General features: G+C 76.3%; 22 protein-coding genes. 16 read left to right on the top strand and 6 right to left on the bottom strand.

Annotated features, from left to right (window positions below; translation table 11 throughout):
- Positions 1 to 21: 21 nt before the first annotated feature.
- Entirely contained in the window at positions 22 to 1,122 is a 1,101-nt protein-coding gene (locus ET471_RS15005; protein WP_242496314.1) for an FAD-dependent oxidoreductase, read from the bottom strand.
- A 92-nt stretch (positions 1,123 to 1,214) separates the two neighbouring features.
- On the opposite strand from ET471_RS15005, the gene ET471_RS15000 reads away from it, so the two are divergent.
- Positions 1,215 to 2,846 (top strand): UxaA family hydrolase, encoded by a 1,632-nt coding sequence (locus tag ET471_RS15000; RefSeq protein WP_242496313.1) that lies wholly within the window; start codon positions 1,215 to 1,217, stop codon positions 2,844 to 2,846.
- Positions 2,847 to 2,856: 10 nt separating this feature from the next.
- Here the strand turns inward: ET471_RS15000 and ET471_RS14995 are convergent, their stop codons facing one another.
- The 3 genes from ET471_RS14995 to ET471_RS14985 all read right to left on the bottom strand — a co-directional run bounded on the left by ET471_RS14995 (position 2,857) and on the right by ET471_RS14985 (position 7,341).
- Positions 2,857 to 3,246: a DUF1304 domain-containing protein gene (locus ET471_RS14995; protein WP_129189603.1), complete on the bottom strand. Its 390-nt coding sequence runs from the start codon at positions 3,244 to 3,246 to the stop codon at positions 2,857 to 2,859.
- A 53-nt stretch (positions 3,247 to 3,299) separates the two neighbouring features.
- Positions 3,300 to 6,314 (bottom strand): hypothetical protein, encoded by a 3,015-nt coding sequence (locus ET471_RS14990; protein WP_129189601.1) that lies wholly within the window; start codon positions 6,312 to 6,314, stop codon positions 3,300 to 3,302.
- A gap of 115 nt (positions 6,315 to 6,429) precedes the next feature.
- Positions 6,430 to 7,341 carry a fructosamine kinase family protein gene (locus tag ET471_RS14985; protein WP_129189599.1) on the bottom strand — a complete coding sequence of 304 codons (912 nt, stop codon included), beginning with the start codon at positions 7,339 to 7,341 and terminating at the stop codon, positions 6,430 to 6,432.
- A gap of 102 nt (positions 7,342 to 7,443) precedes the next feature.
- On the opposite strand from ET471_RS14985, the gene ET471_RS18090 reads away from it, so the two are divergent.
- The 15 genes from ET471_RS18090 (at position 7,444) to ET471_RS14900 (ending at position 22,860) form a co-directional block, all read left to right on the top strand.
- Entirely contained in the window at positions 7,444 to 8,736 is a 1,293-nt protein-coding gene (locus ET471_RS18090; RefSeq protein ID WP_165350509.1) for a GntR family transcriptional regulator, read from the top strand.
- 181 nt (positions 8,737 to 8,917) lie between these two features.
- Complete coding sequence (locus ET471_RS14965; protein WP_129189597.1) at positions 8,918 to 9,610, top strand: hypothetical protein; 693 nt, start codon at positions 8,918 to 8,920, stop codon at positions 9,608 to 9,610.
- Between the two features lie 59 nt (positions 9,611 to 9,669).
- Positions 9,670 to 10,422, top strand: a complete 753-nt coding sequence (locus ET471_RS14960; RefSeq protein ID WP_129189595.1) for a metallophosphoesterase family protein — start codon at positions 9,670 to 9,672, stop codon at positions 10,420 to 10,422.
- A 31-nt stretch (positions 10,423 to 10,453) separates the two neighbouring features.
- Complete coding sequence (locus ET471_RS14955; RefSeq protein ID WP_242496312.1) at positions 10,454 to 11,137, top strand: DUF2087 domain-containing protein; 684 nt, start codon at positions 10,454 to 10,456, stop codon at positions 11,135 to 11,137.
- 75 nt (positions 11,138 to 11,212) lie between these two features.
- A complete protein-coding gene (locus tag ET471_RS14950) occupies positions 11,213 to 11,404 on the top strand; it encodes a hypothetical protein (RefSeq protein WP_129189593.1) in 192 nt (63 codons plus the stop codon).
- A gap of 29 nt (positions 11,405 to 11,433) precedes the next feature.
- Positions 11,434 to 12,633, top strand: coding sequence for a zinc-dependent alcohol dehydrogenase (locus tag ET471_RS14945; protein WP_129189591.1), 1,200 nt, complete (start codon positions 11,434 to 11,436; stop codon positions 12,631 to 12,633).
- A 116-nt stretch (positions 12,634 to 12,749) separates the two neighbouring features.
- A complete protein-coding gene (locus ET471_RS14940; RefSeq protein WP_129189589.1) occupies positions 12,750 to 14,405 on the top strand; it encodes a carbamoyltransferase family protein in 1,656 nt (551 codons plus the stop codon).
- Positions 14,402 to 15,925 (top strand): HAD-IIIA family hydrolase, encoded by a 1,524-nt coding sequence (locus ET471_RS19005; RefSeq protein WP_129189587.1) that lies wholly within the window; start codon positions 14,402 to 14,404, stop codon positions 15,923 to 15,925. The genes ET471_RS14940 and ET471_RS19005 overlap by 4 nt, the downstream gene beginning before the upstream one ends.
- On the top strand, positions 15,922 to 16,935 hold the full coding sequence (locus ET471_RS14930; protein WP_129189585.1) for a glycosyltransferase family 9 protein: 1,014 nt from the start codon (positions 15,922 to 15,924) through the stop codon (positions 16,933 to 16,935). The genes ET471_RS19005 and ET471_RS14930 overlap by 4 nt, the downstream gene beginning before the upstream one ends.
- On the top strand, positions 16,932 to 17,885 hold the full coding sequence (locus ET471_RS14925) for a glycosyltransferase (RefSeq protein ID WP_129189583.1): 954 nt from the start codon (positions 16,932 to 16,934) through the stop codon (positions 17,883 to 17,885). Before ET471_RS14930 ends, ET471_RS14925 begins: the two co-directional genes overlap by 4 nt.
- Positions 17,885 to 19,126, top strand: a complete 1,242-nt coding sequence (locus ET471_RS14920; RefSeq protein WP_129189581.1) for a glycosyltransferase — start codon at positions 17,885 to 17,887, stop codon at positions 19,124 to 19,126. The genes ET471_RS14925 and ET471_RS14920 overlap by 1 nt, the downstream gene beginning before the upstream one ends.
- A complete protein-coding gene (locus ET471_RS14915; protein WP_129189579.1) occupies positions 19,123 to 19,731 on the top strand; it encodes a D-sedoheptulose-7-phosphate isomerase in 609 nt (202 codons plus the stop codon). The genes ET471_RS14920 and ET471_RS14915 overlap by 4 nt, the downstream gene beginning before the upstream one ends.
- On the top strand, positions 19,728 to 21,143 hold the full coding sequence (locus tag ET471_RS14910; protein WP_129189577.1) for a PfkB family carbohydrate kinase: 1,416 nt from the start codon (positions 19,728 to 19,730) through the stop codon (positions 21,141 to 21,143). The genes ET471_RS14915 and ET471_RS14910 overlap by 4 nt, the downstream gene beginning before the upstream one ends.
- Positions 21,140 to 21,844 carry an SDR family oxidoreductase gene (locus ET471_RS14905; RefSeq protein ID WP_129189575.1) on the top strand — a complete coding sequence of 235 codons (705 nt, stop codon included), beginning with the start codon at positions 21,140 to 21,142 and terminating at the stop codon, positions 21,842 to 21,844. The genes ET471_RS14910 and ET471_RS14905 overlap by 4 nt, the downstream gene beginning before the upstream one ends.
- Complete coding sequence (locus tag ET471_RS14900; RefSeq protein ID WP_129189573.1) at positions 21,841 to 22,860, top strand: glycosyltransferase family 9 protein; 1,020 nt, start codon at positions 21,841 to 21,843, stop codon at positions 22,858 to 22,860. Before ET471_RS14905 ends, ET471_RS14900 begins: the two co-directional genes overlap by 4 nt.
- Here the strand turns inward: ET471_RS14900 and ET471_RS14895 are convergent.
- Both ET471_RS14895 and ET471_RS14890 read right to left on the bottom strand, forming a co-directional pair.
- Positions 22,793 to 23,752, bottom strand: a complete 960-nt coding sequence (locus ET471_RS14895) for a UDP-glucuronic acid decarboxylase family protein (RefSeq protein ID WP_129189571.1) — start codon at positions 23,750 to 23,752, stop codon at positions 22,793 to 22,795. The genes ET471_RS14900 and ET471_RS14895 overlap by 68 nt on opposite strands.
- A gap of 121 nt (positions 23,753 to 23,873) precedes the next feature.
- Positions 23,874 to 24,467 (bottom strand): TetR family transcriptional regulator, encoded by a 594-nt coding sequence (locus tag ET471_RS14890; protein WP_129189569.1) that lies wholly within the window; start codon positions 24,465 to 24,467, stop codon positions 23,874 to 23,876.
- Positions 24,468 to 24,518: the final 51 nt, after the last annotated feature.

Genomic DNA, 24,518 nt, shown 5'->3' with positions numbered 1-24,518 from the left:
GCGGCCACCGGCCGAGGGCCGTCACGCGAGGTGGCGCACCAGGGCGTTGACGGCGTCGCGCCCGGCGCGGTTCGCGCCCACGGTCGACGACGACGGCCCGTACCCGACGAGGTGCACGCGCGGCTCGCCCGCGACCTGCGTGCCGTCCATGCGGATGCCGCCGCCGGGCTCGCGCAGGCGCAGGGGGCGCAGGTGGTCGAGCGCCGCGCGGAAGCCCGTGTTCCAGAAGAGGACGTCCAGGCCGACCGTCGTGCCGTCGGGCATGACGACGCCGTCCGGCACGATGCGCGCGAACATGGGGTGGCGCACCAGGAGCCCGCGGTCCTCGAGGGCGCGGACGTACGGGGTCTTGACGAGCCCCGTCGCGGCGACGACCGACAGCGGCGGCAGCCCGGCGCGCACCCGCTCCTCGACGCGCGCGACGGCGTCGTGCCCGGACCGGGGGCCGAACTCGCCGTCGACGAACACGGGCTCGCGGCGCGTGAACCACGTCGTCGAGCCCACGTGGCTGATCTCCTCCATGAGCTGGAGCGCGCTGATCCCGCCCCCGACGACGCCGACGCGCTGCCCGGCGAAGTCCTCGGCGCGGACGTAGTCCGCCGTGTGGAGCTGGCGGCCGCGGAAGGTCTCCTGGCCGGGGTAGTGCGGCCAGAACGGCTTCGACCAGGTGCCCGTCGCGTTGACGACCGCCCGGGCGCGCACGCTCGGGCCGCCCGCGGTCTCGACGACGACGTGCTCGCCGTCGTCGTCCCAGCGGACCTGCCGCACCCGGGCCGGGCGGACGACGGCGAGGCCGAGCTCGCGCTCGTAGTCGGCGAAGTAGGCGGGCAGGACGTCGACGCTCGGCGACTCCGGGTCGACGTCCCGCTGCTCGATGCCGGGCAGGTCGTAGATGTCGTTCACCGTGCTCATGCGCAGCGACCGCCAGCGGTGCCGCCAGGCGCCGCCGGGACCGTCCTCGCCGTCGAGCATGAGGAACGTGCGGGCGCCCGGAGGCGCGGTGGCCGCGGGCGCGAACCCGCGGCGCAGCAGGTGGAAGCCCGCCGAGAGCCCGGCCTGACCGGCGCCGATGACGACGACGTCGGCGGCGGGCGGGAACGTGTGCACGACGTGCGCAACCACGACGGCGGCCAGAGGCTTCCGCGCGGGGCCTCCGGGTGCGATAGCGTGGAGGGTGAAAACGTTTCCATGTCTGACGCAGGGGAAGATCGACCGTGACCATCGACGTGCCGCGCACGCTGTCCCAGGGCGGCCTGCTCGCGCTCCACCACGGCGACGACGTCGCGGTGGCGACGCGTGACCTCCAGGCGGGCGAGGTGCTCTCCGCCGACGGCCAGGACGTGACGATCCGCGGCGCGGTGCCGCGCGGCCACAAGGTCGCGCTCACCGACGTCGCCGCGGGGGCGGACGTGCACAAGTACGGCCAGGTCATCGGCAGGGCGACCGTGCCCATCCGGGCGGGCGAGCACGTGCACGGCCACAACCTCGGGTTCGAGGAGGGGCACCGCGACCACGAGCTGGGCGGCTCGCACACCGAGCTGCCGGTGCCCGACGGGCCCCGGCCCACGTTCCAGGGGTACCGGCGTGCCGACGGGCGCGTGGGCACGCGCAGCTACGTCGCCATCCTGACGTCGGTCAACTGCTCGGCGTCGACGGCCAAGATGATCGCGGCGCAGTTCACGCCCCAGGTGCTGGCCGCCTACCCGAACGTCGACGGCGTCGTCGCGCTGACCCACCAGTCGGGGTGCGGCCTGGTGCCGTCGAGCGAGGGCGGCCGGCTGCTGCTGCGCACGCTGCGCGGGTACGCCGCCCACCCGAACGTCGCCGGGCTGCTGGTGCTGGGCCTGGGCTGCGAGATGGTGCTGACCGAGCAGCTCACGACGCGCGAGGGCGTGTTCGTCGGCATGCCGGGCGTCGGCACCCCGCCGCCGCCCGTCGACCCGGTGCTCGCGGACATCCCGGCCGACACGCTCGTCGAGTCGCTCACGATCCAGGAGTCGGGCGGCGTGCGCGCCGCCGTCGCCGCCGGGGTGGCCGCGATCCAGCGCATGCTTCCCGTGGTCGACGAGCGCCGGCGCACCGAGTGCGACGTCTCCGAGCTCGTGCTCGCGCTCAACTGCGGCGGCTCGGACGGGTACTCGGGCATCACCGCGAACCCGGCCCTCGGCTGGGCCTCCGACCGCCTGGTCGCCTACGGGGCGACGTCGGCGCTGGCCGAGACGCCCGAGGTGTTCGGCGCCGAGCACCTCCTGACGCGCCGGGCCACGGACCCCGCCGTCGCCGAGCGGCTCCTGGACCGGATCGAATGGTGGAAGCAGTACACGGCCGCGGGCGGCGGCAGCATGGACAACAACCCCTCGCCCGGCAACAAGGCGGGCGGGCTGACCACCATCCTGGAGAAGTCGCTCGGTGCGGTCGCCAAGGGCGGGCGCGCCGACCTGGCCGCCGTGTACGAGTACGCGGAGCGCATGGCCCCGCACGAGGGGTTCGTGTTCATGGACACGCCCGGGTACGACCCGGTGTCCGTCACGGGCCTGGTGGCGGGCGGCGCCAACGTCGTCGTGTTCACGACGGGCCGCGGGTCGGTGTTCGGGTGCCGCCCGACGCCGTCGATCAAGGTCGCGACCAACACCGCGATGTACAGCGTGATGTCCGAGGACATGGACGTGAACGCGGGCCGCATCGTCGACGGGACCGCCACCCTGGAGCAGGTGGGCCGGGAGATCTTCGACCTGATCCTCGACGTCGCCTCGGGCCGCCGCCCGGTGTCCGAGGAGCTCCAGATCGCCGGCCTGACGATCGGCACGGAGGAGTTCATCCCGTGGCACGTCGGGGCGGTGACCTGACGGTCGCCCGTCAGGCCGCCAGCCACACGAGCGTCGCGACCACCGCGACGAGCGGTGCGGTGCCCTGGACGGCCGCCGCGCGCACCTTCGTGCGGTCGGTCGCGACCAGGTAGGTCGCGGCGACGAGCATCGACCCGCACGCCGCCAGGACCAGCGCGGGACCCGCGTCGCCGTCGCGCACGGCCAGGAGCAGCACGACGCCGACCGCGGCGACGAGCGCCAGCAGGAGGTTGTACACACCCTGGTTCGCGGCGAGCGGCCGGGTCGTGGCTGCCTCCTGCGCCGTGGTGCCGAAGACCCGCCGGGTCGCCTCGGCCTCCCAGCGCAGGGTCTCGAGCACGAAGATGTAGACGTGGACCAGCGCGGCGACCAGGGCCGCGACGACGAGGAGGGCGAGCACGTCCCGATCGTCGCGGACGGACCGCCCGCCCGCCACCGCACCTGCGGGCGGACCTAGGCGTCCGCCGCGGTCGCGTGGCGCGGCGCGGACCGCCGGACGGCGTCGCGCCGGGGCAAGCGCGCGCCGACGCCGGCGAGGAGCAGGCCCGCCACGCCCCCGACCGCGAACGCGCGCCAGCGGGCCGGCCGGCCGTCCTGGCGGACGTGGTTCCCGTCGTCCGCAGGAGGGGCGGCAGGGGCCGGGGGGAGCGGCGGGACGGGCGCGAGCCGGCTCAGCACCTCCGCGAAGCCCCGGTCGTACGCCAGCGCGCGCCAGTAGGTGCTGTGACCGTCGACGTCGAGCAGGTACGAGCCGCGGTCGACCTCCTCCGCCCCGCGGTCGATGGGGCTCCCGGCGTAGGAGTCGACCGGGAAGCCCAGCACGTCGGTGCGTCGCCAGAGGTTGACCCACGCGGGCAGGCCCGGGCCGCCCGCGAGCACGTCGGCGAGCGAGGCGGGAGGAGGCTCGTGGTCGACGGCGGTGGTCGTCGTCTGGCGAGCCCAGGGGTCCCCGCGCCAGGCAGGGCCCGTGCACGGGCGGGTGCCGAGCGTCGCGGGCCCGAACAGCTCGGGGAAGAACCGTCCGAAGTACGCGCGCACCTGCGACCCGAAGCTGAGCAGGCCGACGTGCCGGTCCCCGCGGTCCGGGGCGCCCTCGTGCTGCTCGACGACGTCGTCGGCGCGCATCGGGTCGTGGACGTCGTCGCCGACGTCGATCGACGGCACCGGGTTGCCCGCCCGGATGAGCACGGCGGCCACGGCGATCGTGGACCCCATCGAGTGGGCCGAGAGCACCACGCGACGCCGGGCGGCGATCGCGCTGCGCTCGGCCCGCTCGGCGGGCGTGCTCGCGGGCAGGTCGGCGCCGTGCAGCCAGGCGTCGACGCGGCCGCGGATCTCCGGCACGGCCCGCTCGGCGTAGCTGGCCGGGCCGAGCGGGTGCGCGCTGCGCGGCAGGAAGCACAGGAGGTCCCACAGGACGTCGACGGCCACGGTCGCGCGCGTGGTGATGCCGCTGACGGCGCTCGCGACGAGGGCCGTGGTGATCAGGCCGACGGACGGCACGGCGAGACGCGCCATGAGGAAGTCCTCGACGGTGGGCGACAGCACGATCCCGGCGACGGCGTCCTCGCGGACGGCGATGAGGACGGCGGCCAGCAGCGCGAGGAAGCACGCCGCGGCCACGACGTTGACGGCGATCTCGCCGCGCTGGGCGAGCGCGGCCTGCTGGCGGTGCCGCTGCACGCGCTGCCCGACCGGGTTGACAGCGTCCGCGGGGTACGGGCGCTCCCCCGCCGGCCGGCGCCGCAGGAGCTTGACGCCCCGTCCGCGGACGTCCGTCTCCCACTCGGCGAGCTCCATCGCGACCCACGACCAGGCCGTCGGCCCGCGGCGGTCACCGACCGTGCCCGGGGAGGCCGGGATCCACCGCGGGTTCTTCCCCACGACGCGCCCGATGGAGGGCAGCGCCACGACGACGAGCTGGACGACGACGAGCGCGAGGATGAGCACCGACGCCATCGCGAACTCGGCGAACGCGGACGGCACCTGGAGCTCCTGGTCGCCGTCCAGCAGCGACCGCGCCCCGAGCACGGTCAGGCTCGAGTAGACCGACCCGAGCCCGGTGGCGGCGAGCAGGAAGATGCCGGGTCCCGACCCGTTCCAGCCCTCGTGGGGGTGGGTGCGGCGGGCGCGGCGCCCCAGGGCCACGAGGGCGGGCAGCGCGATCAGGCCCGTCGCGCCGAAGAGGAGCGCGTCCCGCACGTCGGCGCTGACCTGCGGGTTGTTCCTGGTCAGCGCGAGGACCGCCGTTGCGGCGGTCGCGAGCACGGGGACCAGGGTCCACCCGACGAGCGCGGCCGTGCCGGAGTGCCGCCAGACCAGGCCGGTCGCCGCGACGGCGATGAGGAACACGCCGACGACCGAGGGCGCCATGCGGATGCCGACGTACGTGGGGGCGGCGACCTGGGCGTCGGTGAACCACTGGGGAGCGGCGGAGACGACGGCGGCGAGCACCCAGGTCGCGAACCCGGCCCCCAGGACGACGAACGAGGCCGCGCCGCGCCACGCCGCCGGGGTGACCTCGACGCCGTAGTCGTCGGTGCGCAGGCAGACGAGCAGGGCCGCGACGCCGATGACGGCCGCGGCGGCGATCATGACGCCGGTCTGCACGGCGAGGCGCGTGGACGTCCAGGAGAGCAGCACCGCGACGAGGGCCATCGACGCGCCGAGCTGCGTGACGAGCATGGTGGGACCGGACGGGCGGCGCGCCCAGAAGCCGGGCCGGTACAGCAGCGGGCCGGCGGTGCGCGGCAGCCCCTCCCCGGCCCTGGCCGCGGACACCCGCTCGTCGAACTTCGCCTGGGTGGAGCGTCCCGCGGTCACCAGAGCGACGATCACGAGGACGGGCACGAGGGACAGCACGGCCGCGCGCGGGCCGCGCTCCAGCGACCCCAGGAAACCGAGGCCCGGCACCTCGCGGCAGGTGGACGGCCGGCCGGCGACGTCGGCGTAGCACTGCGCGCCCACCAGGAGGACGGCGACCGTCGTCGCGGCCGAGACCATGAGGAACGTCATCGCCAGACCGAAGAGCCGCACCATGGCTGCCGTCGGCTCCGGGGCGCTGCCGTGGTCCACGCGGTCCGCGGGCGTCCGCGGCACGCGGCGGGCCCAGTAGCCGGCGTTGGTGAGGCCGAAGGGGACGACGCCCGCCCGCATGGCACGGATGACCGCGGCCCACACGCGCGCCGCGGTGCCGGCGCCCGTCGGCAGGACCGCGCGGGCCATGGCCCCCCAGCTGTAGGCCTCCCGTCGCACGTCCGGAGGGATGTGGTGCAGCTGGCCGGGCCGGAGCCGGCGGTCGCGGGCGTCGGCGGCCGGCGTCAGCTCCCAGAACGTGCCGAAGCTGTCGCCCTCGCTCGTGACGACCTCGTCCTTGCCGACGTCCAGGATGCCCCACGGCGGCGTGTTGGAGATCCCGTGGATGCGCAGCTCGAGCACGTTCTGCTGTCGGGCCGTCTCGAGGTCCATGGCAGCCTCCCCTTGACGTGGCGTGACGTGACGGCGTCGGCGACGTCGGTGGTTCACGGCGACACCTGGAGGGAGGGGCGCGGCGCGGGGAGTGCGGGTGAAACCCGGTTCGGGGCTACCTGCGCCGGCGGAACGGCGCGAGCGTCGTGCGGGTGGTCTCGGCCGCGCCCCAGTCGGGCTCGAACTGGGCGATGACCGCCAGGTGCTGGCGCAGCTGGACGATCGGCATCCGGTCGCGCCACCCGGCGTCGAGGCCCGTCAGGTCGGCGTACAGGTCGAAGAAGGCGTGCGCCTCGGGCGGCGGTGCCGTGGTCCAGAGGTGGGCGAGGTCGATCTCCGCCCACGTGTACGAGACGGCGGGGTCGATGAGCGCCGGTCCGCCGTCGGGCGTGGCCAGGACGTTGCCCGCCCAGAGGTCGCCGTGCACCAGGCACGCGGGGCGCTCGGGCAGCAGCTCGGGCAGGCGCTCGCACAGGTGCTCGAGGGCCGCGCGGTCGGCGGCGTCGAGCGCCGCACGGACCTTCGGCTCGTCGAGCCAGCGCAGCAGCCGGTGCTGGGCGAAGAACTCGAACCCGTCGTCGGTCCACGTGTTGACCTGGCGTCGCCGGCCCAGCCAGTTGTCCTGGTGCCAGCCGAAGCGCGCGTGGCGGGTGCTGGTGTGCAGGTGCGCGAGCGTGTGCGCGAGCCGCTCCCAGAACGCCTCCGTCGCGGGGCGCGGCGCCAGCGTCGTGAGCACGAGCAGGTCGGGGTGCGTGACGACGACCTCCGGCGTGGCTGCGCCGGCGTCGCGCAGCGCGGCGAGCCCCTCCGCCTCGGCGGCGAACGCGTCGTCGGACGGCGGCTCGGCGAACGTCTTGACGAAGAGCGACCCACCGTTGGACCGCCGTGCCAGGCCCGCGGTGGCGGCCTGCCCGCCCGGCGCCGGGTCGACGGCGACGACGTCGCGCAGCCCCGCGGCGTGCAGCCGGTCGAGCAGGAGCGAGAGGTCGGGCGCGGCGGCGGCGGCCGGGGCGTCGGGGTCGGTCATGGGCTCATTGTGTCGGGCGGGACCCTGGAAGCGTGAAGGCGACGCCGTGCGCGCTGAGACGTGGGAGTGGCAGCGTGAGCGGACCCGGGCCCACACTGGGGCATGCCGATTCCGAAGGTGCCGGTCGATCTGCGGGCGAGCGGCCTGCGCAGGACGGCGTACGACCTGCTGCTCGACGCGATCGTGCGCGGCGACCTCGCGCCGGGCCAGCGCCTCCACGACGAGGCGCTGGAGGCCCGGTTCGGCACGACGCGGTCCGCGGTGCGCGCCGCCCTCGCCGAGCTGGAGGCCGAGTGGCTCGTGCGGATCGTGCCGCGCAAGGGGACGTTCGTCACCGAGCTCGACCTGAACCGCGGGCTCCAGGCCGTCGAGGTGCTCGCCGGGGTGACGATGCGCGCCGTGCGGGAGTCGGCGGGCCTGCTCACGCGCGCCCACCTCGACAGGCTGACGTCCTACCGGGGCCGCTGGCTGCGCGGCGCGGACACGATGCGCGAGGCGCTCCTCACGTCCCAGGAGGACGACGGGCTCTACGGCGTGTTCTTCGAGCTCGCCGGGAACCCGGAGCTGGACCGCGTGCGCGACTGGGTGCTGCCGTACGTCAGGCGCGTGCGTCACCATCTCGTCGCGAGCGGCGCCCTGGACCTCGCGGAGGCGCTGCGGATCCAGCGCGTCGTCGTCGCCGACGTCCTCCAGGGCGACCTGGCCTCGGCCGCGGACCGGCTGTGGGAGGGCACGAGCCTCTTCGGGGAGTACCGCCACGGCGCCCTCGCGGACGGGTCGGCCAGGCCGGGGGTCGCGCTGTCGCGAGACCTCGTCGCCGACACGATCGAGGCGGCGATCCTCGACGGCACCCTGGTCCCGGACGAGCCGCTGCCCGAGACGGAGCTCATGGGATGGCTCGGCGTCTCGCACACGCCGGTCCGCCAGGCGCTCGACGCGCTCGCGAACCGCGGCCTGGTCGAGCAGCAGCTCAACCGGTCGGCGCGCGTGGCGCGGCTCGACCCCGTGACGATCCGGGGCACCTTCATCGCGTACGGGGTGCTGATCCGCGTCGCGCTGCGCCGGGCGATGCGGCTCGACCGGGCGGAGCTCCTCGCGACGCTCCGGCCCCACCAGGACCGGTACGGGTCGGAGCCCGAGGTTCCGGTCTCCGAGGTCAACGCCGGTCTCAACCTCGCGCTCTTCGGGTTCTCCGGCGCGCAGGTGCTCGGCGAGCTCAGCGAGCGCATGGCATCCCGGCTCACGTGGTACGTCAGGGACGAGTGGGACGCGAGGTCGCGGCCCGACGCGGTCCGGCTGTCCGCGGAGCTGCGCGCGGCCGTCGCGGCCGAGGACGACGCCGCGCTCGACCGGATCGTCAAGGAGGCCTACGACGACCTCCCCTTTGGCGCCTGACGCCCTGCGGCAGCGCGGCGACCGTCGGCGGGCGCGCCCGCAGGGCGGGCGCGGCGGTACCTAGGCGGTGCGAGCGGCGCCACTCAGCCGTGCAGCCGCGGACATCGCGCCGCTGCCGGCTCCCGCGCAGATTGCTCCATCGGCTGAAGTGTGAGGTGTGAAAGCGCATAGCGTCGTCGGCATGACACTTCTCGCCCACCCGCTGACCGCCGCCGCCGTCGACCTCGCCGACCCCGCCCCGGCCGCCGCCCGCCCGTACGTCGCCCCGCGCCTCGAGCTCGTCACCTGCCCGCGCCTGCTCACCGCCTACGACGGGTTCGTCGTCTCGGGTCGGGCGTCGGGCTCCGAGCTCGACGGCATCGACGTCGAGGTCTCCGTCGCCGGCGTGACCCGCCAGGGCCACCTGCGCGACGGCATCTGGTCCGTCCGGTTCGAGGACGGCGCCCTCTCGCTGCGCCACGCCGGCGTCCGCTCGGTGACCGCCCGCGTGACCGACGCCTGGTTCAACACCGCGCAGACGAGCGCCTGGGTCACCATCGACGAGTTCGAGGACGGGTACGTCCACGTCGACGCCCGGCACGACGTCGTCGGCGGTCTCGGCGCGGACGGCAGCCTGACGTGCTCCGGCGAGCTCGGCCTGGGGACGCACGACCAGGGCCGTGAGCTCGTCGTCGTCCTGGTCCGAGACGACACCGAGGCCGTCGTCGTCTCGACCGGTCGGGTCCAGGCCGGCTGGCGCCACGGCGAGTGGGCCGCCGCGCTGCCCCTCGCGGGCGTCGCCCCGGGCAGGTACCGCGTGCGCGCGCTGCTCACCGACGCGAGCCACCCGAGCCTGGTCCGCGTCGCCGCGGGCCGCCCGTTCACGCTGGCCTGACCGCCGCCCGACGGCGTGGAACCCGGCACCGCGACGTCGCGCTCTGCCAGGATCGCCGCATGGGCCACGAACGGATCGCCGTCATCTCCGACGTCCACGGCAACCTCACCGCGCTCGACGCCGTGCTCGCCGACATCCGCCGCCGGGGCATCGAGCGGATCTGGAACCTCGGCGACTACGTCGGCAAGGGGCCGCGCGGCAGCGCGGCGGTCGACCGCTGCCAGGCGGCCTGCGAGGTCAACGTCCGCGGCAACTGGGACGACTTCCTGCCCGCGGCGGCGGGCTCGGACGACCCCGGCCTCGCCTGGTGGCACGACGAGCTGCGGCCCGAGCAGCGCGACTGGCTGCGGACCCTCCCGCTGAGCCACGACGCGCTCGTCTCCGGGCGGCGCCTCCGCCTCTTCCACGCCTCCGCGACGAGCGTGCACGTGCGCGTCGGCCGCAGGCACACGCGCGAGGAGTTCGACGGCATGTTCGCCGCGACCGACCTCACCGGAGCCGGACCGGAGCCGTCCGTCGTCGGGTACGGCGACATCCACGGCGTCTACCTCGAGGTCGACGACGGCCGCACGCTCTTCAACGTCGGGAGCGTCGGCAACCCGCTCGACGAGCCCGTGCCGAGCTACGCCGTGCTCGACGGCGCGCTCGACGACCCCGAGCCGGGCGCCCTCGGCATCGAGTTCGTCCGCGTGCCCTACGACGTCGAGGCCGAGATCGCGGTCGCCCGGTCGCTCGGCATGCCCCAGGTGGAGCCCTACGCCGTCGAGCTGCGGACGGCCGTCTACCGCGGCCGCCAGGCCCCCGTCCCGTGACGGCCGCGGAGCCTGGCGCGATGATGGCCGCATGGCTCCCGTGAACCCCGGCGTGTCCCGGTTCCTGCACGACGGGCGCCTGCTGTCGATGCCGCGCCGGTGGGAGCACCGCAAGGCCGTCGCGCGGTGGCTCGCGCACGCGACCCTGCCCGACCTGCTCGAGCCCGTCACGGAGCCGGAGCTCACGCAGCGGCTCGCGGCGCTCGCGGCCGACCCCGTCGGGGTGCGGCGTGCGATGGTCGACCTGGGCCTGGTGCACCGCACGCGCGACGGCGCCGAGTACTGGCGCACCGAGCTCACGGAGTACGACGTCGTCGTCGCCGGCCGCCGCACGTTCCACCTGGACGGCGCCCGGGTCGACTCGGTCGCCACGTTCTACGACGAGCTGGACCGCGTCTTCATGGCAGGGGAGGACTGGCGGCTCGGGCCGAGCCTCGACGCCTTGGACGACCTGCTGCGCGGCGGCTTCGGCGCGCTGCACGGGGCCGGTCCGGCCGCCGTCGTCTGGCACGACTACGACCACAGCCGCGAGGCGCTCGGGTTCGCGGCCACCCGCGCGCACCTCCAGGGGAAGGTCGACGACCCGCAGGTGTTCGACGCGGAGCTCTTCCGCCGCCGGCTGGCCGACCTCGAGGCGGGGCGCGGCAGGACGTACCTCGAGCTGGTGCTCGAGGTGTTCGCGGGGCACCCGGAGGTCGAGCTGGTCCTGCGCTGACGGGGGCGCGCGGCCCGGGTGCGAGTCGACGGCGTCCGCGTGACCGTGGCAGGAGGACGCGAGAAGGAGGCCGCCATGACCACGCAGCCCGGCGCCGAAAGCGACGCCTACGACCCGGAGCAGGACGCCGACGCCGACCCGGAGGCCATGAACCCGCGCACCGGGGCGGCCGCGCACGACACCCCCGAGTCGGACGCCTACGAGGACACCGACGCCGACCCGGCGAACATGAACCCCCGGAGCACGCTCGACGAGCTCGAGGAGTGACCGTGGCCGGGCTCCGCGGGGGCTGACCCGTGCGCGCGCTGACCTGGCAGAAGCGGCACACGGTCGCCGTCGAGGACGTCGACGACCCCCGCGTCGTCGAGCCGCAGGACGCCGTCGTGCGCGTGACGTCGACCGCGGTGTGCGGCTCGGACCTCCACCTGTACGGGCTGCTCGGCATGTACCTCGACAAGGGCGACGTGCTCGGGCACGAGGCCATGGGCGTGGTCGAGGAGGTCGGACCGGCGGCGGGGCGCCTGCGCGTGGGGGACCGCGTCGTGGTGCCGTTCGGCATCGCGTGCGGGACGTGCTGGATGTGCTTGCGCGGTCTCCAGTCCCAGTGCGAGACGACCCAGGTCCGTGCGGAGCACAAGGGTGCGGCCCTGTTCGGATACACCCGGCTCTACGGGTCGGTGCCGGGCGGCCAGGCGCAGTACCTGCGCGTGCCGCACGCCGACTACGGGCCCGTGGTGGTGCCCGACGACGACGAGCCCGACGAGCGCTACCTGTTCCTCTCCGACGTGCTGCCCACCGCGTGGCAGGGCGTCGAGTACGCCGGAGTCCGCCCTGACGACACCGTGGTGGTGCTGGGCCTGGGGCCGGTCGGGCAGATGGCCGCGCGGGTCGCGCTGCACCGGAGGGCCGCCCGCGTGATCGGGATCGACCTGGAGCCGGCGCGCCTGGCGATGGCGGCCCGCCACGGGATCGAGGTGCTCGACGCGTCGCACGCCTCCGAGGACGACGTGGGCGACGTGGTCCGGTCGTGCACGCAGGGGCGTGGCGCCGACGCCGTCGTCGACGCCGTCGGCATGGAGGCGCATGGATCGCCGCTGGCACGGACCGCGCAGAACGCCGCGGCCCATCTGCCCGACGGTGTGGCGGCGTCGCTGGTCGACGCCGCCGGGGTGGACAGGCTCGCAGCGCTCCTCACGGCGATCGACGTCGTCCGGCGCGGCGGCACGATCTCGCTCTCCGGCGTGTACGGGGGCGCGAAGGACCCGCTGCCGCTCATGCAGATGTTCGACAAGCAGGTGACGCTGCGCATGGGGCAGGCCAACGTGCGGCGCTGGGTCGAGGATCTGCTGCCTCTGGTCACCGACCCGGCCGACCCGCTCGGGGTGCTCGACCTGCGCACGCACCGGATGCCGCTCGAGAAGGCCGCGGACGCGTACGAGCTCTTCCAGCGCAAGGACGACGGCTGCGTCAAGGTCGTGCTCGACCCCTGGGCGTAGCCCGTCACCGGTTCGGTGTGCGAGCCGCCGTGGTCCGCCACACAGTGGAGGGACGACTCCGCCGGGGCTCCGGTCTGCGGGCGACCAGGCGGATCGGCGCAGAAGGTTGAGCTCCGATGCGAGTTCTCGGCGTCAACGCGCTCTTCCACGACCCCTCCGCCGCGCTCGTCGTCGACGGTCAGGTGGTCGCCGCGGCGGAGGAGGAACGGTTCTCCCGCCGCAAGCACGGCAAGCGACCCGTCCCGTTCTCGGCCTGGGAGCTGCCCGAGCAGGCCATGTCCTGGTGCCTGACCGCCGCCGGCCTGGCCCCCGGTGACCTCGACGCGGTGGCGTACGGCGTCGACCCCGCGCTGGCCAAGCCAGCCGCGGCGCTCGGCCTCGACGACCCGTGGGACCACCTGCGCTGGACGTACGCGGACAACGTCGCGGGGTTCCTCGCCACCGCGCTGCCCGGCCTGGAGCCGGCGCGCGTGCGCCACGTGCCGCACCACGTCGCCCACGCCGCCTCGGCCGCCCTCGCCGGGCCGTTCGCCGCGTGCAGCGTGCTGGTGCTGGACGGCCGCGGCGAGCACGCCTCGCACCTGGCCGGGCACTACGACGCAGAGCGGCGCCTGCACGTGCTCGCCTCCCAGGACCTGCCCGACTCGCTCGGGCTGCTGTACGAGTCGCTCACCGAGCACCTCGGGTTCCTGCGCTCCTCGGACGAGTACAAGGTCATGGCGCTCGCGGCCTATGGCGAGCCGCGGTTCCTCGGGGAGCTGCGCGGGATCGTGCGGGCCCGGCCGGACGGCGGGTTCGACGCCCCGGTGCCCGACTGGTCGCGGTGGGCCACGCGGCGTGACCCGCGCGCCGAGGACTGGGACGACGCCCACGCCGACCTGGCCTGCTCGGTGCAGGCCCGTGTCGAGGAGGTGCTCGTCGAGCTCGCGTCCTGGCTGCGCGAGCGCACCGGGGACGACGCGCTCGCCCTCGCAGGCGGGGTAGCCCTCAACTGCGTGGCGAACTCGCGCATCTGGCGGGAGGCCGGGTTCGCCGACGTGTGGGTCCAGCCCGCGGCCGGCGACGCCGGCACGGCGCTCGGTGCGGCACTCCAGGTCGCGGCCGACGCCGGGGACGACGTCCGGCTGATGCCCGGCGCGGACCTCGGGCGCGGCTGGGACGACGACGAGCTCGCCGCCCGCCTGACCGCCGCCCACGTGCCCTTCACCACGCCCGGCGACCTGACGGACCAGGTCGCCGAGGCGCTCGCCGCCGACGCCGTCGTCGGCTGGTTCGACGGGCGCTCCGAGTTCGGCCCGCGCGCTCTCGGGCACCGCTCGCTCCTCGCGCACCCCGGCGTCGCCGACAACGCCGAGCGGCTCAACGCCGTCAAGGGGCGCGAGCAGTTCCGGCCCGTCGCGCCGATGGTGCGCGCCGACCGGGCCGCCGAGGTGTTCGCCGACGGCCCGCTGCCCAGCCCGTACATGCTGTTCGTGCACCGCGTGCTCCCGGCGTGGCGCGACCGCATCCCAGCCGTCGTGCACGTGGACGGCACGGCCCGCATCCAGACGGTCGACCCCGACGGGTCGCGCCTGGCCCGGCTGCTGGACGCGTTCGAGCAGCGGACCGGGCTGCCCGTGCTCGTCAACACGTCGCTCAACACGGCCGGGCGGCCCATGGTCGACGACCCGCGCGACGCGCTCGAGCTGTTCGGGTCGGCGCCCGTGGACCTGCTCGTGCTCGGGCCGCACCTGGTGCGGCGCGCCGCGCTGTTCGCGCGGGAGGCGGCATGAGCGACGCCCGGTCCTGGACGGCGGTGGTCCCGACCGTCGGGCGCCCCGAGCTCGCGCGGATGCTCGTCTCGCTCGCGGCGGCGTGCGCTGGCTCGCGGACCGGCGGGCCCGACGCCGTCCTCGTCGTCGACGACCGCGCGCGCCGGCCCGCCCCCCTCGACCTGGGCGACGCGGACCTGCCCGTGCGGACGCTGCGCACCGGCGGGCGCGGCCCGGCGGCCGCCCGGAACGCGGGCTGGCGGCTGGCCTGCACGTCCTGGGTCGTGTTCCTCGACGACGACGTCGTGCTGCCACCCGGCTGGGGCGCGGCGCTGCGCGCGGACCTCGCCGCGGCCGACGACGGCACCGCGGCCGTGTACGGGCGGCTGCGGGTCCCGAGCCGACGTCATCCCACCGACTGGGAGCGCACGACCGCCGGTCTCGAGCATGCCCGGTACGCGACCGCCGACGCTGCCGTGCGCCGCGCCGCGCTCGACGAGGTCGAGGGCTTCGACGAGCGGTTCGGCCGCGCCTACCGGGAGGACGCCGACCTCGCCCTGCGCCTGCGGCAGCGCGGGTGGGTGCTCGCGAGCGGCCGCCGCCTGGTGGTACACCCCGTGCGTGCCGCCTCGGCGAGCGTGAGCGTTCGCACCCAGGCCGGGGCGCGCGACGACGCCCGCATGCGCGTCCTGCACGGTCACCGGTGGCGCGCCGAGGCGCAGACCGGGTCGGGGCGGTTTCCCGTCCATGTCGCCACCGTGGCCGGCGCCGCGCTCGCACTCGCGGGGGCGGTCGCGCGCGCCCCCGAGGCCGCGGTCGTGGGTGCGGCCACATGGGCTGCGCTCACCACCGACTTCCTGGCCCGGCGGGTGGCGCCAGGACCGCGCCCCGGTGACCCTGGCTGGGCCGGGGAGTGGGGTCGCATGGCGTGGACCTCCGTCGTGATCCCGCCCGTGGCCGTCGCCCACCGCCTCGCGGGGGTGGCCCAGGCGCACCGCGACCCACGGCCGTGGCGTCCGTCCACGCGGGCGGTGCTCTTCGACCGCGACGGCACGCTCGTGCACGACGTCCCCTACAACGGCGACCCCGCGGCGGTGCGCCCCGTCGCCGGCGCCCGTGCGACGCTCGACGCCCTGCGCCGCTGCGGCATCGCGGTCGGCATCGTCACCAACCAGTCCGGCATCGCGCGCGGGCTGCTCGACACCCGGCAGGTGGACGCGGTCAACGCGCGCGTCGCCGAGCTGCTGGGTCCGTTCGACGTCGTCGCCGTGTGCCCGCACGGGGCCGGGGACGGGTGCGCGTGCCGCAAGCCCGAGCCCGGGCTCGTGCTCGACGCAGCGCGTCACCTGGGCCTGGCCCCCTGGGAGTGCGCCGTCGTCGGGGACACCGGCGCCGACGTCGAGGCGGGGCTCGCGGCCGGGGCGCGGACGGTGCTCGTGCCTACCGACGCCACCCGCGCCGCGGAGGTCGAGGCGGCACCCGCCGCGGCCGGGGACCTCGCCGGCGCCCTGCGGTGGCTCGCGACGAGAGGACGATCATGACCAGCTCCCTGGCCGTCCGGCTCGACAGCGACGGCGACGTGCTGCTCGCCGGACCCGCCGTGCGTGCGCTCGCAGCCGACGGTCCCGTCGACCTGCTCGTCTCGCCGGCGGGAGAGCAGGCTGCCGGGCTGCTGCCCGGCGTCCGGCGCACCCACGTGTTCAGCGCGCCCTGGTCAGGCTACCGGCCGCCGCCGCTCGACCGGGCCGCGCTCGCCAGGCTCGCCACGGACCTGAGCGCGCGCCGGTACGACCGCGGCGTCATCCTCGTCTCGCACCATCAGAGCCCGCTGCCTGCGGCGCTCGTGCTGCGGGCCGCCGGCGTCGGGTTCCTGGCCGCCGACTGCGAGGACTACCCCGGGTCGCTGCTCGACCTGCGACACCGCCGCGCCCCGGCCCGGCACGAGGTCGAGGCCGCGCTCGACCTCGTCCGTGCGCTCGGCGCCCCGCTGCCGGAGGGAGACGACGCCCGCCTCGCCGTCCGCGAGCCGCTGCCCGACGTGACGGACCTCGTCCCGGACCGGCCGTTCGTCGTCGTGCACCCCGGCGCGGCCGTGCCGGCGCGGGCGCCCACCGCGGACCACGCCGCCGCCATCGTGGCGGCGCTCGTCGCGGACGGGCTGCGCGTCGTCGTCACGGGCGCGAGCGCGGAGGGGGCGCTCGCCGCGCAGGTCGCGGGCGGGCACGGGATCTCGGTGGCGGGACGGACCTCGTACGCGCGGCTCGCGGCGGTGCTGCGCGCCGCGCGGGCCGTCGTCGTCGGCAACACCGGTCCGGCGCACCTGGCCGCCGCCGTGGGAACGCCCGTGGTCAGCCTCTTCTCGCCGGTGGTGCCCGTGGAGCTCTGGCGCCCGTGGCGAGTGAGGTCGGTGGTGCTGGGCGACCAGACGGCGGCATGCGCCGGCACGCGGGCCCGGCGCTGCCCCGTGGTGGGGCACCCGTGCCTGAGCGGGGTGACCCCCGGCTTCGTGGTCGAGGCGGTCCACAGCGTGATCCGGAGGTCCGGGCGATGAGGGTGCTGCTGTGGCACGTGCACGGGTCCTGGACCACGGCGTTCGTCCAGGGCCGCCACGACTATGTGCTCCCCGTGGACCCCGGCCGCACGCCTGACGGGCGGGGCCGCGCCCGCACGTGGGACTGGCCGGCCTCGGCGCGTGAGGTGCCCATCGACCGGCTGCGCGACGAACCCGTCGACGTCGTCGTGCTGCAGCGTCCGCACGAGGCCGGGCTGCTGGAACGGTGGACCGGGCTGCGGGCCGGGCGCACCGTGCCCGCGGTGTACCTCGAGCACGACACGCCCCGCGGCCCCGCCGCGGACACCCGGCACCCCGTCGCAGACCGGGACGACCTCGTCCTGGTCCACGTGACCGGCTTCAACGCCGTCATGTGGGACGCGGGCAGCACCCCGACGCGCGTCATCGAGCACGGGGTCGTCGACCCCGGCCCGCTGTGGACGGGCGAGCGCGAACGCGTCGCAGCCGTCGTCAACGAGCCGGTGCGGCGCTGGCGCGTCGCCGGCACGGACCTGCTCGTGCGGATCGTGCGAGACGTGCCGGCCGACGTCTACGGCATGGGCGTCGCCGCGCTGGCCGGGCACGTCCCGCCCGGGACCGCCCTGCGCGAGGACCTGCCGCAGGCGCGGCTGCACCAAGACCTGGCGGGAGCGCGCGCCTACCTGCACCCGTACCGCTGGACGAGCCTCGGGCTCGCGCTCGTCGAGGCGATGACCCTCGGCATGCCGGTGGTCGCCCTCGCTGCGACCGCGGTCCCCGAGTCGGTGCCCGACGACGCCGGCGTCGTCAGCACCGACCCCGACCTGCTGCGCGACGCCGCCCGCCGTCTGCTCGCCGACCGCGACGAGGCGCGCGAACGAGGCCGCGCCGCGCGCCGTCATGCCCTGGACCGGTTCTCCCTGGACCGGTTCCTGACCCGGTGGGATGACCTGTTCCTGGAGGTGACCTGATGAGGATCGCGCTCGTGTCCGAGCACGCCAGCCCGCTCGCCGTCGTGGGCGGCGCCGAGGCGGGAGGCCAGAACGTGCACGTCGCGGCGCTGGCCTCGGCCCTGGCCGACGGCGGGCACACCGTCGAGGTGTACACGCGGCGTGACGACACCGCCCTGCCCGAACGGGTGCCGCTGCGGGCCGGCGTCGACGTCGTCCACGTCCCGGCAGGGCCGCCCGTCACGGTGCCCCGGGACGAGCTGCTGCCCTACATGGACGCCCTGGGGGACTGGCTCGCCGACCGGTGGCGGCCCGACCCGCCCGACGTCGCGCACGCCCACTTCTGGATGTCGGCGCTCGCGACGCTGCGCGCGGCGCGGTCCCTGCCCGGCCGGCCGCGGCTCGGCCGGACCCCCGTGGTGGTGACGTACCACGCGCTCGGCTCGGTCAAGCGCCGTCACCAGCGCGAGCAGGACACGAGCCCGCGCGGCCGGGTCGCGGCCGAGGCCGACATCGGCCGCACCGCCGACTGCGTGGTGGCGACCTGCGGCGACGAGGTGCGCGAGCTCGAGGAGCTCGGCGTCCCGGCGTCGCAGGTGCACGTGGTGCCGTGCGGCGTCGACGCCGGCCTGTTCCGTCCCGGGGCGATGTCGCCGCGGGTGCCGCCGCGGGCCCAGGAGCACCGGCTCGTGAGCCTGGGACGACTGGTCGAGCGCAAGGGCGTCGACCTGGCGATCCGTGCCGTGCGCGACCTGCCGGGCACCGAGCTGCTCGTGGCGGGCGGGCCGCCGCCCGAGGGGCTCGGCGCCGACCCAGACGTCGCCCGCCTGCGGCGTCTCGCCGGGGAGCTCGGCGTCGCCGACCGGGTGCGGTTCCTTGGCCGCGTCGCGCGCGAGGACGTGCCCGGCCTGCTGTGCTCGGCCGACGTCGTCGTCGCCGCACCCTGGTACGAACCGTTCGGCATCGTGCCCGTGGAGGCGGCCGCGTGCGGCGTCCCGGTCGTCGGGGCCGCCGTCGGCGGGCTGCTCGACACCGTGCTGGACGGCGTCACCGGTCGGCTCGTCCCGCCGCGCGACCACGCCGCGCTCACCACCGCGGTCAGCGACCTGCTCGCCCGGCCCGACGTCGGTGCCGCCTACGGCGCCGCTGCCCGCCGGCGTGCCCTCGACCGGTACACCTGGGCCCGCGTCGGCATGGCCACCGCGGCCGTCTACCAGCGGCAGGCCGACGCCGCACGACTCTCGCAGGAGGTGGCGTCGTGAGCGTCGCACGGTGGCTCGAGGACCACGACCACGACCTGCGGTTCGCGCTGTACGACCTGCGCGGCCAGACCGCCACCATTGACCGGTGGGGTCGGCTCCTCGCCGACCGGCTCACCCACGGGCACCGCCTGCTGGCCGTCGGCAACGGCGGCAGCGCCGCCCAGGCGCAGCACCTGACGGCCGAGCTCGTCGGCCGGTTCGACGGCGACCGCCGCCCGCTGGCGGGGGTGTGCCTGTCGGCCGAGACGTCGAGCCTCACGGCGATCGTCAACGACTACGGCGTGGACGAGATGTTCGCCCGGCAGGTCGAGGCGCACGGCCGCCCTGGGGACGTGCTCGTGGCGCTGTCCACCTCGGGCCGCAGCCCCAACGTGCTGCGGGCCGCCGAGCGTGCCCGCGAGTGCGGCGTCCTCGTGTGGGGACTGGTGGGGCCGCTGCCCAACCCGCTCGCCGCGCGCTGCGACGACGCGCTCGTCGTCGCGGCGCCCAACACCGCGACCGTCCAGGCCGTCCACCTCGTGGCGCTGCACGCCGTCTGTGCGGCGCTCGACGAGGCGCTCGGGGCCACCGCCGGTGTCGCCGCCGTCGCGGAGGTGCCGGCATGAGCCGGACCCGCATCGTCGTCGTGGGGGACGTGCTGCTGGACCGCGACGTCGAGGGGACCGTCGACCGGGTGACCCCCGACGCCCCCGCGCCGGTCCTCGACGTGACCGGCGTGCACGCGTCGCCCGGCGGCGCGGGTCTGGCGGCGTTGCTCGCGGCCGGCGACGGCGCGGACGTCACGCTCGTCGCCCCGATCGCGAACGACCCCGACGGGCGGCTCCTGACCGAGCAGGTGGAGGTTGCCGCACAGGTCGTGCCGCTCGGGCACGCGGGACGCACCCGCACCAAGATGCGCGTGCGCAGCGGCGGCCACACGCTCGTGCGGCTCGACGACGGCGGCCCCGGGACGCCGACGACCGTGCCGGGCGACGTGGTCGCCGAGCTGGTCGACGCCGCCGACGTCGTGCTCGTGTCCGACTACGGCGGCGGCGTCACGCGCGACGCCGAGCTGCGTGCCCGGCTGACGCCGGTGGCCGGGCGTGTGGTGTGGGACCCGCACCCCCGGGGCGCTCCGCCCGTCCCCGGCGTGCGCCTCGCCACCCCGAACGTCGCCGAGGCGCGGGCGGCGCTGGAGGCGCACGGCCGCCACGCCGACGGGTGCGGCGGGCCGGCGGGCCCCGAGCGCGTGGCGGCCCGTCTCCGTTCCGCCTGGGGGTGCGCCGCGCTGGCCGTGACCGCGGGCGCGGCCGGCGCCTACCTCGCCGACGGCGGCCAGGTCCGCTTCGCGCCCACGCCCGGGCGCGCGGACGGCGATCCCTGCGGCGCCGGCGACCGGTTCGCCGTCTCCGCCGCGCTCGCGCTCGCCCGCGGCGCGGGTGCCGCCGAGGCGGTCGAGCAGGCCGTCGTCGACGCGACCGGCTGGGTGCGGGCCGGAGGCACGGCCGCGCTCCACCACCGGCCCGGTCCCGGGACGCCTCGGCCGCCAGGACGTGCGGGTGAGTCGCTCGAGGCGCTCGCCGCCCGGCTGCGCGCTCGCGGCGGACGGCTCGTGGCCACAGGCGGCTGCTTCGACCTGCTGCACGCCGGGCACGTCGCGATGCTCCAGACGGCCCGCACCCTGGGGGGCTCGCTCGTCGTCCTCCTCAACTCCGACGCGAGCGTGCGCGCCCTCAAGGGCCCGGACCGTCCGGTCCAGCACGCGGCAGACCGGGCGCGCGTGCTGCGGGCCCTGGGCTGCGTGGACGAGGTCGTCGTGTTCGACGGGCCGGACCCCGCCGCCGCGCTGGCCCGCCTGCGTCCTGACGTGTGGGTCAAGGGCGGCGACTACGACACGTCCGCCCTGCCCGAGCGGTTCGTGGTCGAGGGCCACGGCGGCAGCGTCGTGCTGCTGCCCTACGTGCCCGGGCAGTCCACCACCGCGATCCTCGCGCGGTCCGCCACCGGGCCACGCCCCGACCTGGAGGTCTTGCGATGACAGCAGTCCCCACTCCTCGCCCCGTCGGGACCGTCCTCGTCACCGGCGGGTCGAGCGGCCTCGGCGCGGCCGTCGTGCGCGCGGTGGCCGCCGCGGGCGGCAAGCCCGCCGTCCTCGACCGCGTCCCCCCGCCCGACCCCGTGCCGTTCGCCGCCGTCGACCTCGCCGACTCCGCCGCGACCGCCCGGGCGGTCGACGCGCTCGTGCTGGAGGTCGGTCCACCCGACGGCGTCGTCACCGCCGCGGGCATCGACGTGCCCGGCCCGCTCGACGGCGTCGACGCCGCTGACTGGGAGCGCGTCGTGCGTGTCAACCTCTTCGGCACCGCGGCCGTCGTCCGGGCCGCGCTGCCGCACCTCAGGCGCACGCACGGCACCGTCGTCACCGTCGCCTCGACCCTTGCGCTGCGCGGTGCGGGTGACGCGACCGCCTACTGCGCCTCCAAGTTCGCGATCCGCGGGTTCACCCAGGCGCTCGCGGCGGAGCTGGCCGGGCAGGTGGGCGTCACCCTGCTGGTGCCCGGCGGGATGCGGACGCCGTTCTTCGACGGCCGCGCCGCGCAGTACCGGCCGGGCCCGGACGCGGCGCTCAACGACCCGGCAGCCACGGCGGCGGCCGTCGTCACGGCACTCACCCAGCCACCGGGGTCGGAGATCCGCGAGCTGCTCGTCATGGCGTCGCAGGAGTCGTCCTGGCCGTGAGCGACGTGCTGGTGCTGCGCGCGCTGGGCCTGGGCGACGCGTGCGCCGCGGTCGCCGCGCTGCGCGGCGTCCGACGGGCCTGGCCCGGCGCGCGCCTCCACCTGGCCGGGCCGCCGGGACCCGGTGCGTGGCTGCGCGGGCTCGGCGTGGTCGACGAGGTCATCCCCGCGCACGGGCTCGAGCCGCTGGCGTGGGACGGCCGCAGGCACGTCGCCGTCAACCTGCACGGCCGCGGCCCCGTCAGCCACCGCGTCCTCGCCGCGACGCGTCCGGCGCGCCTTGTCGCGTTCGCCTGCCCCGACGTCCGGGTCGCGGGGCACGTGCGAGGCCTGCCGGCCTGGGACGAGCGCGAGCACGAGGTCGCACGCTGGTGCCGCCTGCTGCGGGCCGTCGGCGGCCCGTGCGGCCCGCAGGACCTCCGCCTCGACGTCGACCCCGACGCCGAGCGCCCCGGCGAGGTGCTGATCCACCCCGGTGCGGCCGCGGCGTCGCGCCGGTGGCCGGAGCGGCGGTGGGCGCGCATCGCGGCGGCGCTCGTCGCGCACGGCATGCAGGTCGCGCTGACAGGCGTGGCGGGCGAGCGGGGGCTGTGCGAACGGGTCGCCGACGCCACGGGCGGACCCGCGGGTGCCGTCACGGTGCTGGCCGGCGGGCTCGACGTGCCCGGCCTCGCGCGGCGGGTGGCGGGCGCCCGCCTGCTCGTGTGCGGTGACACGGGCGTCGCGCACGTGGCGACGGCCGTCGGGACGCCGTCGGTGCTGCTCTTCGGCCCCACCGCGCCGGAGCGGTGGGGTCCCGCGATCGACCCTGAGCTCCACACGGTGCTCTGGCACGGCGACGACGGCGCTCCCGGTGACCCGCACGGGTCGCGCACCGACCCGGTGCTCGCGCGCATCGGGTCGGCGGAGGTGGTCGCGGCCGCCGAGGACCTCCTGGCCCGGCCGGCCGTCACGCGGCCTGCCGCCGGGCGTCCACGAACCAGCGCACCGTCCGCCCCAGGCCGTCCTCCCACGTGATCCGGGGCTCCCAGCCCAGGCGCTCGCGCGCCCGCGTGATGTCCGGGCGGCGCACCTGGGGGTCGTCGACCGGCCGGTCCACGTGCACGATCGGCGAGCGTGAGCCGGTCGCCGCCACGACGTCACGCGCGATCTGCTCGACCGAGAGCTCCGTGGGGTTGCCCAGGTTGACCGGTCCGGCGTCGTCGGAGGCCGCCAGGGCGAGGACGCCGCGCACCAGGTCGTCGACGTAGCAGATCGACCGCGTCTGGCGCCCGTCCCCGGCCACCGTGACCGGCTCGCCCGCGAGCGCCTGCGTGATGAACGTCGGGATGGCGCGCCCGTCGCCCGACCGCATGGCCGGGCCGTAGGTGTTGAACAGGCGGGCGATGCCCGTGTCGACGTCGTGGACGCCGCGGTAGGCGGTGGTCAGCGCCTCGGCGTAGCGCTTCGACTCGTCGTAGACGCCACGGGGGCCGACGGGGTTGACGTGGCCCCAGTAGTCCTCGGGCTGGGGATGGACCTGGGGGTCGCCGTAGACCTCCGACGTCGAGGCGAGGACGAAGCGGGCACCCTTGTCCTTGGCGAGGCCGAGCGCGTGGAACGTGCCGATGGCGCCCACCTTGAGCGTGTGGATGGGCAGGTGGAGGTAGTCGACGGGTGAGGCGGGGGAGGCGAGGTGGAGCACCAGGTCCACCGGCCCGGGGACATGCACGAAGTCGGTCACGTCGCAGCTGGTGAGGTGGAAGCCTGGCTCGCCGACGAGATGGGCGACGTTGGCCGGGTCTCCGGTAAGGAAGTTGTCGAGGCACACCACCTCGGTGCCGCGTGCGAGCAGCGCGGTGCACAGGTGGCTGCCGAGGAAGCCCGCGCCGCCCGTGACGACGGCGCGCTGGAGCTGACGATCGGTCACGGGGACCTCCGGGTCGTCGTGCCGGCACGGCCGGCGGCCGCCTGTCACGCCGAGGCCTGACGTCACGCGGTCTCTCCGTCGTACCGCGGACGGGGACGACTCGCCGCTCGGGCTGCGGGTGTCAGGCCCCGTCGCGCGTGAGCGCCCCGGCGAGCTGCGCGAACGTCTCGAGGACGAGGCCCTCGAGCTCGTCGCGGCTCACGTCGGTGCCGCCCGCGAGCCACGCCGCGACGAGGTGCTCCGCGAGCGCGACCCAGCCGGACGTGAGCAGGCGGGCCCGCGGGGTGTCGGCGCGGCGGGGTGCGGCGGTGAGCCGGTCGACCAGGCCGGTGCGCAGGTCGGCGAGGGCGGCCTCCGTGGGGGCGTCGCCGGCGAGCGCGCCCTGCCAGATGCCCTGCCAGGTGCTCCTCCGGGCGACGACGGCGTCGAGGAACGCGGCCAGGGGCGCGGCGGCGGCCGCGGGGTCGGCGGGGCCCGCCGGCGGCGCGCCGAGCGCCTCGCGGGCGTGCTCGACGGCCGTGAGCGCGACGGCGCGGCGCAGCCCGGCGGCGGTGCCGAAGTAGTGGAACACCAGGGGCTTGGACACCCCGGCGCGGGTCGCGACGGCCGCGGCACCGAGCTGGTCGAGGCCGGACTCCTCGGCCAGGCCGACGGCGACGGCGAGCACCTGGGCGCGGCGGTCGGCGGCGTCGCGGCGCGGGGGAGCGGAGGGCACGGGGCCAGTCTGCCCTGGCGTTGACCACTGGTCAATAGAGGGCGTACCGTT

Origin of the sequence: Xylanimonas protaetiae (assembly GCF_004135385.1) — a bacterium.
GTDB lineage: Bacteria > Actinomycetota > Actinomycetes > Actinomycetales > Cellulomonadaceae > Xylanimonas > Xylanimonas protaetiae.
The sequence above is the reverse complement of the archived record's forward strand: the minus strand, read 5'-3'. Positions and strand labels throughout refer to the sequence as shown.